Source organism: Gemmata obscuriglobus (assembly GCF_008065095.1).
Classification (GTDB): domain Bacteria; phylum Planctomycetota; class Planctomycetia; order Gemmatales; family Gemmataceae; genus Gemmata; species Gemmata obscuriglobus.
In genome coordinates this window covers 4,868,133-4,882,252 of the sequence record NZ_CP042911.1, presented here as the reverse complement: position 1 = coordinate 4,882,252, position 14,120 = coordinate 4,868,133, and the positions used below count along the sequence as shown (strand labels likewise).

Below are 14,120 nucleotides of genomic sequence, written 5' to 3'. Positions count from 1 at the left end.
AAAGTCATACCATTGAGTTTAGAGCCGAGCTTGGGCAATACCCATATTGTCGCGGTTCGGCACCGCCCCACGTTTTCCTATTCAAGTCGCCCCCTGACATTCGACAGTGCTATCTGCGATTTCGGTCGCGATCACGTGACGCGCCGCGCTTTGTGGTCCTCCCCGCGCTATGTCAGACACCTCACACCTTCCCTCGAACCCCGGTCGGCCGTCGGCGGAACTCGTGCTCGATGCGCTAAGCGACGGTGTTCTGGTCGTTGGCCCTGACGGCGTGATCGGCTCCGCCAACCGCCCCGCAGAGGTGCTGTTCGGGTACGGCCCCGGGGAACTGTGCGACGTTCACCTCGACGCCCTCGTGCCCGACCGCGCGCGGCGCGACCACGAGCGACATCGGCTCGCGCGTGCGACCGATCAGAACGTTCAGGCCGTGTGCCGCCGCCCCGGCATCCGGGGGCGCCGCAAGGACGGCACGGAGTTCCCCGTTGAGGTCGCGGTCCGGCCGTTCCACGGCGGGGCGGTGCTGGCAGTGGTTCGAGCGGAGCACGTTACGCCCGCGCGGGGCACAGAGACGGCCCTGGGCCGGGCGGTGGTTGGTGCGCTCGACGAACTGGTCGCGGTCGTCGATCGCTCCGGGGTGATTGTTGCCACGAGCGCGGGGTGGGAGGAGTGCGCCCGCGCGACCGGGTGCCCCGCTCAGCGCTGTGCGGTCGGGGCGAACTACCTGGACGCGTGCCGCCAGGTGGCCGGGCCGAACTCCGCAGGGGCGGCCGAGATGTGCGGCGGGTTGGCCGCGGTGCTGAGCGGAACGGCGGACCGCTTCGCCGCCGAGTACCCGTGCCCGAGCGGCGGAGCGGAGCGGTGGTACCGGGCGGTTGTCAAGCCGCTCCCGAACGAATCGGGCGGCGCGGTCGTGGTTCACCACGACGTGACCGCCCGTCGCGCCGCCGAGCGGGCGCTGGCGGAGAGCGAACAGCGGTTCCGCGGCGTCGTCGAGGCCCAAACAGAGTTGCTCTGTCGGACCCTCCCGGATGGCACCCTCACGTACGTTAACGGCCCGTACTGTCGGTACTTCGGCCGAACCCCTGAACAGCTACTCGGGCGCCGGTTCTGGGAACTGCTCCCGGAACCGGAGCGGGAGTACGTCGCCCGGCACCTCGCGGCGCTCACGCCCACGCGTCCCGTCGCCTCGGTCGAAAACCGGGTAATCGGCGCCGGGGGCGAACTGCGGTGGCATGAGTGGACGAACCGGGCATTCTTTGATGACGCCGGGCGGGTGACCGGGTTCCAGTCGGTGGGCCGGGACGTAACCGACCGCGTTCGGGCCGCGGACGCGTTGCGCGCGAGCGAGGCCCGCTTCCGTGACCTGTTCCAGAACTCGCCACTGGCGACCGCGTGCTGGAGAGGTGACGGGGCGGACTTCGTGCTGGCCGACTGCAACGAGGCCGCCCGGCGGCTCACCGCCGGGGGAATCACGCGGGTGCTCGGGCGCCGGCTCTCGGAACTGCACCGGAACCAACCGGACCACCGGGCAAGCGTGGCGCGGTGCCTGCGGGAGCGGAGCGCGTTCGAGTGCGAGTCCCGGTGGGCCGGGGTGGACTGGGTCGGGCCGGCGGGGCCGGACGGTGACGTGCTCGTGTCGTACTCGTTCGTGCCCCCGGACCTGGTCATGTCCGCAATGCAGTTCATCACTGCTCGCAAGCAGCAAGAGCGGGCGCTGCGCGAGAGCGCCGAGCGCAACCGGCTGATCCTGTCGGCGCTGCACGAAGGGGTGTTACTGCTGGACGCGGGCGGGCGGGTGCTGAAGGCCAACGAGAGCGCGGCGCGGATCTTCGGCGGCACGACCGATCGGTTGCTCGGCACGCGCCCCGGTAACACGCTCGGGCGCGTTCGGGGCGCGGACGGGCTGCCGGTCGCTGCGGACCTGCTGCCGTGGGAGGTCGTGCGCCTGGGCGGGGGCGTGTGCGTGGGGGTGGTTCTGGTCCTGGACGGCGGTCGGGACGGTGAGCCGGTTCGTCTGGTTGTGAACGCTCACGCGCTTCCGGGGACCGGCGCACCGTTCCCTGTGGTGGCGTCGCTCACGGACACCACCGCGCAATGGCGGGCCGAGGAGCAACTGCACCAGCACCAGGCGGAACTGGCGCACGTGGCCCGGTGCGTGGCGGTCGGTGAGATGGCGGCGGTGCTGGCGCACGAGCTGAACCAGCCGCTCACGGCGGTGATCAACTACTGTCGGGGCGGCGCGCTGCGGCTCCGCGGGGGCACGGGCACGACGGCCGAAGTGGCCGACGTACTCGACCTGACGGTGGCCCAGGCGGAGCGCGCCGCGCGCATCATCCGGCGGCTGCGGGACTTCATGCGCAAGCGGGCACCGCACCGGTCCACGACCGAGCTGAACGACCCCGTGCGCGACGCCCTCGCGCTGGCCGGTCCGGAGCTGCGGCACCATCATGTTGCGGTGACCCTCGACTTGGGGGCGGGGCTGCCGCCGGTTCAGGCCGACCGGATTCAGATCGAGCAGGTGCTGTTGAACCTCCTGCGGAACGCGACCGAAGCGCTGACCGGCACGCCGCCCGGGGCGCGCATGGTCGCGATTACGACCCGGCGCGCCCCGGACGGTGTACGGGTGGAGGTGGCGGACACCGGCACGGGGTTGCGCCCGGACGAACTGGAGCGGGTGTTCGAGCCGTTTTACACAACCAAGGAGCAAGGCACCGGGTTGGGGTTGGCGATCAGCCGGAGCATCATCGAGGCACACGGCGGGCACCTCAGTGCCCGCCCGGCTGACGGCGGCGGAGCCGCGTTCGCGTTCACACTACCCGTTGCCGGTGCGGATTAACCGGCCGCTCTTGGTCCCGAGCGGCGCCTACGGCTTATGGGATGCTGCTGGTACGCAGGTCTCGGTTACTTTTTCTTTTCCACCGTAACGAGTTGTGGCAGCACACGCTCTGCCAGGAGTGCGGCCGCGCTTTGGAGTGCGGTCTTGCCCGCGATCTGTTCGGACGAATCGACCACGACCGATGTGTGACGGTCCACCGCGAGCACTTTGCCGGTTCGGCGATCGATCGCTTTTAATTCGACGCGCGCCCGCACACTGACCAGCGGCCCGACTCGGCCGGCCGCCTCGCTGAGCCCTTCGCCCGTGACGAACACGTCCGCACGACTTTCGCCGTCCGCGTCCAAGTCGATCACCTCGAACGCCAGAGCCCTGGCGCGTTTGGTGATTTCCGTCTGTGCGGCCGGGTCCGCGGTCGGTTGGCCGACGTGCCGTTCGGTCACGCGCACTGCGATCGTGGGGCGGGCGGCTTTGCCGAGCTTGCGGTTGAGTGCGGCGGTACGGTCCGCGACCGGGACCGGCGCGGGCAAAAGCCGGTCGCGTTGCTTGATTGTCACTCCGGTGATCACGTTGGCAAGTTGAGCTACGAGCCCTTCAAGATCGTCCGAGAGCGTCCCCTCGGCGGAGGCACCGACCACCCGGCCGGTCTCGGAACTGATGACCTTGGCGATCAGGTGGACCCGTTTGTCGATCTGAACCACGGACCCCGTTATGAGCAACTTGGCGCCGGTGAGTTGTCCGACCGTCACCGCCGTGTCGGCCTTGACCGCACCGGTCAGGCTCAACACCTGCTCGTCGAGCGCCTTCTTCAGGTCCGCGCGGTCCACCAGAAAGAACTCGGTCCGTGCCGCGAGTTTCAGAAACAACAGGTCCGTGACCTTTGGGCCGAGCCCCTTCGCGCCGGCGCCGCGCTCGTCGAAGCCCAGCAGGGCCACCGGAAGGACGGGTTTGTCCTTACCCCCTTTGGTTTGCTTGTCCTTGGCTTTGTCGCTGACCTTGTCCGGTCCGTGACCGAAGGCCGCGGCCGGGAGGAGGCCGCACACCAGCACCGCAGACACCGCGAGCACGATGCGCACGCTCGTCATTGTTCGGTCTCCCACTCGGGTTGTTCCTCCCCGCCCCGGACGGGTGCTTCAGGAGGGCGCATAAGAATCGCGGTCCGGGTTCGGCGTTACGGCTTCGGGTCGGGGGTGACGAGTCGGGGTAGCAATCGCTCGACGAGTTCGGCGGTGGCACTTTGAACCGCCGCGTGTGCGGCGACCGAATCGGCCAAATCGACCACGATCGCAGTTTGCCGGTCCTCCGCCAGGATCTTGCCGGTTTTCCGGTCCGTTGCTTTCAGCTCCACCCGCGCGCGCACGCTCACCAAGCCTTCGGCGCGGCCGATCACCTCACTGAACGCATTGCCGGTGATGACCACGGCCGCCCGGTCCGGGCTCGTTACTTCGAACCCCGTTTCTTTTGCGTATTTCGTGATCTCCGTTCGCGCCGCTGCGCCGGCGGCCGGTAGCCCGAACTCGCGCTCGGTCGTCCTCACCCCGACGCCCGGGCGGGGGGCGGTCCCGAGCCGTTTGTTGAGCGCAGCGATCCGATCCGCGACCGGAACCGACGCGGGGAGCAACCGATCGCCGTGCCGGTTCACCGCATCTTCGACCGCGCCGGCCAACCGCTCGACGAGCGCCGTCAGGTCCTCGGTGATCGCGCCCGCAACAGCGGCCCCGGTGACCTGTGTGGTCTCGGTGCCGATGATCTTGGCAACGAGGTGAAGACGCCCGTCCGCCCGGACCACAGAGCCGGTGACGATCAGCCGGGCACCGATTAACTGCCCGACCCGGACGGCCTCGGTGGGGCTGACCGCGCCCGAGAGGCTGAGCCGCTGCTCTTCAAGCGTTTTCTTCAGGTCCGTGCGGTCGACGAGGTGAAACCCGGGCTTCGCGACCAGCTTTGCGAACAGCAGGTCGCTCACGGCGCCGCCGAGCCCGCTGGCCGCCCCGCCGCGCTCGTCGAACCCCAAGAGCGCGACCGGAACGGCCCGAACGGCGGCGCGTTTCGGGTCTGGCGGTTTCGCCGGCTCGGTTTGTTGCGCCGGGGGCTCGGCGGGAGCGACCGTTGCGGACGGTAGCCATTGACGCGTGCCGGCGGCGAGCAGAAGCGCGACGAACGCGCCGGCCGCGATCCACGCCCGCCGGGCGCGTGGGGCTCGGACCGCGGTCGGTAAGGGAAGGGGGGCGGACGGAAGCGGCTCGAACCCCGCGCGGCGCAAGAGGCTCGCCGGATCGGCGCCCGCGCAGAACGGCGCGAGCGCCTCGGCGGCAGCGTCGGCGCTCGGGAACCGGTGTTCAGGGTTTTTCGCCAGCATCCGCGACAGAACCCGTGCGAGGGGCGCCGGCACGTCCGGGCGGCTGCTCCGGACCTGTGGCACCGGCCCCACGGTGTGGGCGAGAACCTTGCTCCGCGGGGTGGCGTGCGCCGTTCCTTCATACGGGGCGGCGCCGGTGAGCAGGAAGTACAACGAGCAGCCCAGGCCGTACACATCAGCCCGGGCGTCGACCGTCCCGGTCGGGGCCGCCTGTTCTGGGGGCAAATAATCGAACGTGCCGAGAATTTGTCCGTCGCTGGTGAGCGCCGTGTCCGCCGTACTGGCCTCGGCTACCACGGGGGCCGGGTCGGTGCGGGCCGCGAGCCCCAGGTCGAGCACCTTGACCGTTCCCCCGCGGTCGAGCATGAGGTTCAACGGCTTCACGTCGCGGTGGACGAGGCCGTGACCGCTCAAGTGGTGCAGCCCGGCCGCGGCCTGCCGCGCGAGTGCGCACGCGTCCGCAACCGGTAGCGGGCCGCAGCCGCGGACTAACCCGTCGAGGTCGATCCCGTCCACCAGGTCCATGACCAGGAACGCGGTCCCGTTCGCCTCTCCGGCGTCCGTTGCTCGGACGACGTTCGGGTGGTCGAGCTTCCCGTGGGCGATCATCTCACGCTGGAACCGGGCCAGCGCCGTGTCCCGCACCCGCTCCGGTGGAATGACCTTGAGTGCGACCTCGCGACCGAGCCGGACATGTACGGCGCGGTACACGTTCCCCATGCCGCCGCGGCCGATCAGCCGGAGCAGCCGGTATTCCCCTAGTTGACTCGGGAGCGTTATGGTGGCGGGCTCGCTCACTTCCCCTGGAACCAGCAACTGGGCGCGTTCCACCGCCCGGCGGCACTCCGCCTCGGCCTCGTAAGCGTCCGCCTGGCCGGGTGTGCCTTGGAGGTTCGCGAACAGGGCGTCGGCCTGCCCCACCGTCTCGCCGGCCAGGGCGTGGAGTACGCCCTGACACGTCGGGCAGTGGTCCAGGTGTTCAACGAGCCCGTCGATCGCGCCGGCGGGCACCATGCCCGCATAAAAGCTGGACCACATCTCGCGGTCCGGGCAACAGGTGTTGATCGCAACGTGGCGCATGATCGCTGCCGGGGTACAGGTACGGCTCCCGTGACCGCTCAACCAAGATAACGGCCTCACCTTTCACGCGTTCTTGCAGCGTAATAACTCCGGCCGGAAGTGTCCGTCACTGCGGTGCCCCACCGATTCCGGCGGAGTCTTCGCCGAGTAACTCGCGGAGGCGGTTCAGGATGCGGGACCGGGCGATGTAAACGGCGTTGACGGTCATCCCCAGCTCGCGTGCGATGTCCGCGCCGGGGTGACCCTCGACGGCAGCGCGCCAGAAGGCGTCCCAGCTCCGCGGCTCGAACTCGGCCCGCACCAGTTCCATTGCCCGCCGGAGCAACCCTTCCGATTCGGCCGCGAGCCCGGGCCGGCTGTCGGAGCCGCTCTCGGCGATCAGCAGTAACCGGTCCTGCGCGTCGGTCCCGCCGGCCGCTTGCGGGCGAACGGCCCGCTGCCGCCAGAAGTCGCGGAGCTTGTTGTGGGTGACGGTCCAGAGCCACCCGCGAAAGGTGTCGCCCGGGCGGCCGTGTTGGAAGCGCGACGCGCGGGCGGCGACCGACCGGAACACCTCTTGCGTGATGTCGGCGGCGTCCTCGTTGTGGAGCCCGGCCCGTCGTGCCCATCCGTAAACGAGCGGGCCGTAGACGGCCGTGAGCTGGCGCCAGGCGCTCGGGTCGCCTTGCTGAACGCCGGCGATCAGGCCCGCCTGAGTGGACCCGGGGTCCGCGCCCGTCGCGTGAGATGGGTTCATAACTGAGTTCGGTGGTTTCCCGTTCCCGGTTCAACTTACAAGTGCGTTGGCCGGCTCTGGGGCCTGGCAAAGGTGCCAGGGTAGCGGCTTACTTACCGGCCGGGGCGGCAACCTCAACCTTGTAGAAGTTCGTTGTGCGGTCAGGGCCGTCGGACTCACCCAGGGCAACGAGCCCGTAGTGCGCACTGGTCCCGACCCAGCTAATGTGCGGCAGCCCCGAAGCGGCGAGCCGGGCGCGGGTTGCTCCCGGTTCCACCACCCACCAGTTGGAGGTCCAGCGTGCGGGGGCCTGTGCGCCGGCAGGCGGGGGGATGAACACATGCTCGATCACATGGAACCGCTGGCCGTCCGGGTGAATGAACCAAACATTGCGCGGCAAACCGGTGGCGACCACTTCGCTCACCGGACCGGGAACGGTGAGCCGCATCAGCCGCTGCTCGCCGTACAGGGTCGGTTCTTGAAAGAACAGCTTTCCGTTGAGCATAGGACCTTTGCCGCGGTTCCCGGCTCGCGGGTCGAATGACGGGACTCGCAAGTCGGGTACCACTTCCGTGGTCGCTCGATCGGGATCAATGATCAGAGGTCGCGCACTGATCTCGGGGGTGTCGCCGATGCTCCGCCCCACCACGATGCGGGTGACCGGTTGGCCGTCCGCGGACGCGCCCGTGAGGACGCGGACGGACCCCGGCATGAACTTCACGTTCGTTTTTTTCCACTGGTCCTTCTCGAGCCGGTCCGGAGCCTCTCGCGCTTCGTGAAGCACCTTAGCCGTCCCGCCGGTCGCGGGGTTAAATGTTAACGTCGCCACCCAGGCGCGGCCTGCCGCGCCGGCAACGCACACGCGCCCCGGTCCCAGCGCCGCGATGGCCAGCGGGCGCTCACTGCGCCACTGAACCTCGGTCAGCGCGGGTGGGGCGGGCAACCCGTCCGTTTTCGTCAGGTTCCAGGTCTTACCCGCAACTGGGTCTGTGGCCGTCAAGAACCAGCCGGTGACCCCGATCTTGGGGTTCACGTCCATGCCCGAGGCCCACACGTACTTTCCGTCGAAAATAACGCTCTCGGGTAAGCTCGGCCACGTTGCGGATGGGGCCAGTCGCTCGAACTGCCCCTTCTCCTTCGTGACGTAAACGGCCATTCCGTCCCACGCCACATCGAGATTCGGGCCGGCCGCCACCAGCCCGAGGAGCGGTCGCGCCGGCCGGTTCGGGAGAACCGGGAGTTCCAGTTTAAGAGCCGTCAGGCGAACGTCTCTCGCGCTCGTCGTGGCTGGAGCAGGGGGCCGGTACTTCTTCGAATCCGCCTCTCGCTTTTCGGCGCGCGCCAGCTCGTCTTTCGCCACGGCCGCGAACCGGAATTTCTCGTTCAGGACGCGAGATTTGAACGCCTCGTAAGCCGGCCCCGTTCTGAACACCGCCGGCCGGCCCTGCTCGGGCTGGTCGAACGCATCAAACCCCAGTATCAGGTACCAGCGCGCCTTTTCCGCCGAGGCGGGGGCGTCGGGCAGGCCCGCGAGCAGGCGCTCGACAACGGCGTACTGCTCGGCGGCCGACAGGTTGTGAAGGAGGGGGGCAACGAACTGCAGGTGAACGTCCTGGGACGCGTTAGCGACCTGAGGGGCTTTCAGAAGCCGGGCGAACAAGGCGCGCTCGAACTGCCGGGCCTCTTCAAGTAGCGCCGGCCCCTCCGGGGCGTGCAGGTGCATCGTGACGAGTTCGGTTCTTAAGTAGTAGGCCTGACCGCGGAAGTACGACAGGAACAACTGATCGACTCCCGTTCCCCGCATCGTATGGCGAGACGGGTCGCCGCCGGCGTCGATAAACGCCTCCAAATGCTCGAGCCCGCGGCGGTACAGGAGCAGGAACCGGCGAAAGGCCTTCAGGCCGTCCGTCCTGGAACTCAGCTCGTGCCAGTGGATCTTGCGGAGCGGATCGCCGAGAGCGATCATCACAAACACGTGGAGGTCGATCTGCGTCGGATCGACGAGGAGCGCCGCTTCCGCTAGGGCGACGGCCTCCTCCCAGTAGCCGAGCCGGAGGGCCGTTTTGGCGCGAGCCGCAAGCTGCGCGGCTTCGGCTGCGGGAGCGGCGGGCTGTCGGCCGGGGCCGTCGGTCCCCGCGTCGATCGCACCCGCCGACCACTTGCGCACGGCCGCCGCCACCGCGTCGCGCTTCAGCGTGAACGTTTCCGACTTGCCGACCGGTTTACCGGCGCGCTCGGCGCGGAGCTTCAGTGCGATCGTCCGTTCGTTGCCCTGGCCCTGGTGCCGGTACTCGCCCAAGAGGTAGACCGGGGCCGGGCGCTCGAGTTTGGTGCCCGGGGCCGCAAGGGCGAGCTCCTTCGCCAGCGCTTCGGCCTCGGCGAGTTCCACCACCACGACGCCCTTCCGCCCGAGCGCTTCGGCCTCGGCCAGTTTGGCCAGTGCGCCGCGCATGTGGTCGTGAGTGTGTTCCAGGTCGTTGCTGACGAACGGCGGAACGGCCACCACCTGCGTGACCTTCTCGCCGTGCCGCACGACGCCCGCCCGCACCGCCGCGAGCAGCGCCGCAACATCGGCATCGGCGTCACCGGTTACGGGCACGGCGCTGGCCGCGAGCCGCAACCCGCCCACGGTCTCGCTGACGATCACTTCGAGGGCGGTTGCGCCGGTCCCCGTGACCGGTCGAACGGTGACCAGCAAATCGGCTTTGAGTAGTTTGCCGAACCGGACCCGGTCGCCGACGCCTTGTGGCGCAAGAAGGGCCTGAAGCTTCTGCTCCTTAAGCACCTTATCGATCGCTGTGCGCTCGACCCAGGTGGCGCCCGGTTGCGTGAGCAATCGGGCCTCCAACAGGGTCACGCGCGGGTGCTTGTCCGGGTCCAGCAGGGCGCACACCGGGTCCGCCCCATACACCGGTCCGGTAGACAGAACGGCCGAAATCAGAACGACGAGGCTCAGGCGCACGCGGCGATCCTTGAAGACAAACGGCGACTCGCGCCACGTCCTATCGCTTTGGTGCCCCGTGTTCAGGCCACGGGCGACACCAGAGACGTGAACGCGGTGCACAGTAAACGACGATACGTCCACGCCTTGCGCGGGCACCAATTCGTGGCAGGCGTTCGTACCGGATGTGCGTATTTTACTTCTCGGAGTGGTTCTGTGCGTTGAGTCGGCGGGTTTTCTGAAACGCCTACTGCTTCGCGTGCCGTGTCGGGCGTTCGGGTGGTGACGTCATTCACCTTCCGTTGCAAGAGCCGCTTTCGCGAGCGTTTGCGTTGTTGCGGCGGTCTTGGGCGGGAACAATGGTCGCGTCAGTATCTCTTCCAACGTCCATCGATGATCCGTGATCCCGGCGACCATCGCGGGGGTGCGGGGCCGGTATCGAGGCGGGTTCGCGTGGGTCTTCTGGCGGAGCGTGCGGACGGCCCACCCGAAGTTGTACCGCACTACGCACAACTAGGTGACCGCGAGCGCCTTGGAGAACGTGTACACCTTGCGCGCCTTGCGGGCGTTGAAGTGCCGCTGGGTGCCGTGGCACCGCTCCACGTAGCTCACGTTGATCGTGGGTGGTGTCGATCCGCGCGTCAGCGCCGTGGCCACGGCCTCCGGGGTGCCCCGCACGATCCGCTTCTCGATCGACACCACGCGCCCGCCCTGTCGCTCCTTGCGCACCGTCGCGTGGTTGATCTCCTCGGGGAAGTACACCGCCGGCCGGGACGCGAAGTCACACGCCTTCTTCTCCCGGACGCTCAATTCGAGTGCGGCCTTGGGCACCCCATAGGTCCGGAGCAGGGCCGTGGAATACGCCGGGTACTCATCCGTGGTGACCAGGTCCGGCAACCCGCCGTCGGTTCGCGCGTCGAAGTCGGTCCACGCCGATTCCAGCGTTCCGAGGTTCCGGCGCCCCACCACCAGGGTCACGATGAGTCGGCTGCTGGTGTCCAGGATGACGTGGTCCCACCAACTGCCGCGTTGGCGATCGGCCGCGTTCTCCGGATCACAGTTCTTGTCTTTTTTTCCCCACATAGGACCACGCCTCATCGGCTTGGACCTGCTGCGGCTGGACGTGCCGGACCATCTGGTCGTGGAACCGTTGGGCGTGGTCCCCGGCCTTGCGGGCGAACCGGAGCACCGTGTTCAGGGTGCCCCCGCACAGGCGCCCCGTGGGCCGCATGCCGTTGCCCTCGACCAAGTGGTGGGCGATGTCCAGGGCCTTCTCGTCGCTCATGTGGAGGCCGAACAGGGGCGTCCCTTTGCGCTCCGAAAAGTTCTTCCCGCAGGCCGTGCAACGGAGGCACCGGATGCCCCGCGGCTTGCTCGACCACCCGTGCGGGCGCAGGTTCGATTGACCCACCTGGCCGTACACGGAGCACGCCGGATTCGGGCACGCGAAGGTCGACCAATTACGCTCGCTCATACACCCCTCCGCACTCGGCTGGGCGTACTATCATCCTAGCCCATCGAGACTTCCGGCGGAAGGGAAAGAACGTCACCACCCGTCTTCTCCGTGTTGATGGCGGTCTGGAACAGGGGGAACACCAAGTTGTAAACGTTACCCTGCTCGATGTACGGCAGGATGCGGATCGGCCAGCTTACCCCCTGCGTCGACCCTTCCACCGGGAACCCGTTATAGACATCGTGGAAGTTGTGCATCGCCAGCCCAACTTGCTTCAAGTTGTTCTGACACTTCGCCGCGCGATGCGGCTTCGCGGACCTTCTGAACGGCCGGCAGGAGCAGACCGATCAGGATGGCGATGATTGCAATAACCACCAACAGTTCAATGAGCGTAAAGCCGGCACGCCGGGATCGGAGAAAGCCCTTCATACATGCCCTCACGGATAAGAAACACGAGCGAAACAAGCGATATGGAGCAATGGCCGCGCCCGCGAGACGATGCAAAGCCACATCATGAATGGTCGGTGAAAAAGAAAGGTCACGTTTTTCGTGAACGACTGGTGTATCACCTCTCCAAAATGCCGTAAATAATGTAAATTTAATTGATTAGCTTTGGTGTGCAATAATGGCGCGACTTGCTTTGTGAACGTGAGTCGCGGCCATTCATCAAAGAAGTTTGTGCTCGGCCAAGGTGTGGAAGAGTCCCTCCGGTCAACAAAATCACATTGCGAATGTGCAGGCGGTTGTTTGATGGCGCGGCCGAACACGCTCTTGCCATCTGTTCAGTGTGGGGGCGGTGGTAGTTCCAAATGCACCGAGCCAGTGTGGGTCGCGATGACGTAGTGTATAAATCTTACAGTGAGGATATCGTTTTAGACTCCGGAATTTGGGCTGTCTCGGCAGAACTCGGGAGTACGGAGGAACCCGATGGGGTGCCAACTGGACATTCGCTGCCAGTCCGATGGCAAACCGCTACCAGTTCGCTAGTTGTTTGCTACCCCGAAAAACGGCCAGACGAGTGCCCGGTTGCGGTTGCCAGGACAACTCGGATTCAGCTCAATGTGTTCGCCTCGGATGCTGCAAATTGCTGTCGGGATGGAGGTTGCGGCATTTTGATTCAAGAATGTGGCTATGTTCCTGGGAGTGGAAGTCAATGTCTGGTCAGTCGTGTGGTGCGGATTCTGCTTGTCGCGGCTCCGTGAAGGTTCACCTCAGGAACGTTCAGGCGGAAAAGTACCCGGTGTACGGGCTTTGACCGCTCCGAGTATGGGCAAGAAATGCGCTCGCGCTCGTCTGGCAACACGATTCCGCGTGTGCCGTTTTTGCGAGTGACAACGGCGAGATCACGCAAAGGTCATTCGGGGTGTTGTGTCGGAGTTGATTTTGATGTCTACTGTGTCGGCGCGAGCCGGTTGTCCTGCGATCCCCCCGTGGCGCCGTCGCGATTCGCCAAGCCGAGCGACCGACGGCGCCAAGTATTAGCAGGTTGAGATCACTTGGAGGTAAAGCGGACGAAATCCAGTTCGCTCTTGGCGTCGCGTTTATCTTCGTGTATACAGTTATTCTCTCTTGCGTTTTTTGCAACCGAACCGACCGGCCGCTCCGTGATTGCGGGCCGCGTATCGCTTTTGTCTGAAACCGTCGCGGGGCAGCGACGTCTGTCTGGATCCAAGAACCCACGGGAGCTGCGGATGGCGGGCACACACGGGGGCGGCGATTCGCCGAACGGGGCCGCGGCGCCGGAGTCGGTCGTCCGGTTCCTGAACGGCGTGCGCGAACGGATCGGTACCGTCGTCGTCGGCCAGGACGCCGTCGTCGAGCGCATCCTGATCGCCCTGCTCACCAGCGGGCACCTACTCCTGGAAGGCGTGCCGGGGCTGGCGAAGACGTTGCTCGTCTCGTGCCTCGCGAAGTCGATCCACCTCCAGTTCGCCCGCATCCAGTTCACGATCGACCTGCTCCCGTCGGACATCCTCGGGTCCGAAATCCTGGACCAGCGGACCAACGAGTTCCGCGTCAACAAGGGGCCGGTGTTCACCAACCTGCTGCTGGCCGACGAAATCAACCGGGCCGCGCCGAAGGTGCAGTCGGCGCTACTCGAAGCGATGCAGGAGCGGAAGGCGACCATCGGCAAAGAGGCGTTCAAGCTGCCGTCGCCGTTCCTGGTCATCGCGACCCAGAACCCGGTCGAGCAGGCGGGCACGTTCGAGCTGCCCGAAGCCCAGCTCGACCGCTTCATGCTCCGGCACCGGCTCCGCTACCCGACGCTCGACGAGGAGCGCGAGGTGCTGAAGCGGAACCTCGCGCTGGGGGTGAAGCGCGAGGGCGGCGGGGCGGTCGCGCGGACCGAGTTCGACGTACTCGACGAACAGCCGGTGGGCACGATCGATGACCTGATCGTCGCGATGGAGGTCGCGTCTCGGGTCCACGTGAGCGACACGTTCGTGGAGCACGTGCTCGACGCGATTCACCGCACCCGGAGCCACCCGGACATCGAGTTGGGCGCGAGCCCCCGGGCCGGCATCTCGCTGCTGAAGGCGGCGAAGGCCCGGGCGCTGATCCGGGGGCGCGGCTACGTCGTACCGGACGACCTGTACGCGCTCGCGCCGGACGTGATCCTGCACCGCATCCGCCTGAACTACGAGGCCCTGGCGGACGGCAAGACCGGCGAGCAGGTGCTGCAAGAGCTCCTGCACGACCTCACCCGCGGCAAAAAGAAAGTCACCTCGGTGAGCTGAC

Annotated in this window: 9 protein-coding genes and 1 pseudogene; 2 read left to right on the top strand and 8 right to left on the bottom strand. The window is 67.0% G+C overall.

Annotated elements, in window-relative coordinates:
* The first annotated feature begins 223 nt into the window (after nt 1–223).
* A complete protein-coding gene (locus GobsT_RS20180) occupies nt 224–2,836 on the top strand; it encodes a PAS domain S-box protein (RefSeq protein ID WP_162542147.1) in 2,613 nt (870 codons plus the stop codon).
* A gap of 65 nt (nt 2,837–2,901) precedes the next feature.
* Here GobsT_RS20180 and GobsT_RS20175 read toward each other — a convergent pair whose 3' ends face one another.
* The 8 genes and pseudogenes from GobsT_RS20175 to GobsT_RS20145 all read right to left on the bottom strand — a co-directional run.
* Nucleotides 2,902–3,918 carry a CsgG/HfaB family protein gene (locus tag GobsT_RS20175; protein ID WP_010040595.1) on the bottom strand — a complete coding sequence of 339 codons (1,017 nt, stop codon included), beginning with the start codon at nt 3,916–3,918 and terminating at the stop codon, nt 2,902–2,904.
* Nucleotides 3,919–4,004: 86 nt separating this feature from the next.
* Entirely contained in the window at nt 4,005–6,272 is a 2,268-nt protein-coding gene (locus GobsT_RS20170; RefSeq protein WP_109570977.1) for a serine/threonine-protein kinase, read from the bottom strand.
* Between the two features lie 106 nt (nt 6,273–6,378).
* Entirely contained in the window at nt 6,379–7,008 is a 630-nt protein-coding gene (locus GobsT_RS20165; protein WP_010040590.1) for an RNA polymerase sigma factor, read from the bottom strand.
* 88 nt (nt 7,009–7,096) lie between these two features.
* Nucleotides 7,097–9,949 carry a hypothetical protein gene (locus tag GobsT_RS20160; RefSeq protein ID WP_109570978.1) on the bottom strand — a complete coding sequence of 951 codons (2,853 nt, stop codon included), beginning with the start codon at nt 9,947–9,949 and terminating at the stop codon, nt 7,097–7,099.
* A gap of 492 nt (nt 9,950–10,441) precedes the next feature.
* Nucleotides 10,442–11,011 (bottom strand): hypothetical protein, encoded by a 570-nt coding sequence (locus tag GobsT_RS20155; RefSeq protein WP_010040584.1) that lies wholly within the window; start codon nt 11,009–11,011, stop codon nt 10,442–10,444.
* Complete coding sequence (locus GobsT_RS20150; protein ID WP_010040582.1) at nt 10,983–11,402, bottom strand: hypothetical protein; 420 nt, start codon at nt 11,400–11,402, stop codon at nt 10,983–10,985. The genes GobsT_RS20155 and GobsT_RS20150 overlap by 29 nt, the downstream gene beginning before the upstream one ends.
* 35 nt (nt 11,403–11,437) lie before the next feature.
* Nucleotides 11,438–11,602, bottom strand: coding sequence for a hypothetical protein (locus GobsT_RS41140; RefSeq protein ID WP_417936417.1), 165 nt, complete (start codon nt 11,600–11,602; stop codon nt 11,438–11,440).
* A pseudogene (locus GobsT_RS20145) lies at nt 11,582–11,810 on the bottom strand (type II secretion system protein); the annotation flags it as partial. The gene GobsT_RS41140 and the pseudogene GobsT_RS20145, both read right to left, overlap by 21 nt.
* A gap of 1,262 nt (nt 11,811–13,072) precedes the next feature.
* On the opposite strand from GobsT_RS20145, the gene GobsT_RS20140 reads away from it, so the two are divergent.
* The gene (locus GobsT_RS20140) at nt 13,073–14,119 is read left to right on the top strand and encodes an AAA family ATPase (protein WP_010040578.1); all 1,047 of its coding nucleotides are present in this window, start codon (nt 13,073–13,075) and stop codon (nt 14,117–14,119) included.
* Nucleotide 14,120 lies beyond the last annotated feature (1 nt).

Bases quoted from the DNA above. Each gene is read 5' to 3' on its own strand.
- GobsT_RS20175 (WP_010040595.1), bottom strand. From the start codon at position 3,918: ATGACGAGCGTGCGCATCGTGCTCGCGGTGTCTGCGGTGCTGGTGTGC.
- GobsT_RS20170 (WP_109570977.1), bottom strand. From the start codon at position 6,272: ATGCGCCACGTTGCGATCAACACCTGTTGCCCGGACCGCGAGATGTGG.
- GobsT_RS20165 (WP_010040590.1), bottom strand. From the start codon at position 7,008: ATGAACCCATCTCACGCGACGGGCGCGGACCCCGGGTCCACTCAGGCG.
- GobsT_RS20155 (WP_010040584.1), bottom strand. From the start codon at position 11,011: ATGTGGGGAAAAAAAGACAAGAACTGTGATCCGGAGAACGCGGCCGAT.
- GobsT_RS20150 (WP_010040582.1), bottom strand. From the start codon at position 11,402: ATGAGCGAGCGTAATTGGTCGACCTTCGCGTGCCCGAATCCGGCGTGC.
- GobsT_RS20140 (WP_010040578.1), top strand. From the start codon at position 13,073: ATGGCGGGCACACACGGGGGCGGCGATTCGCCGAACGGGGCCGCGGCG.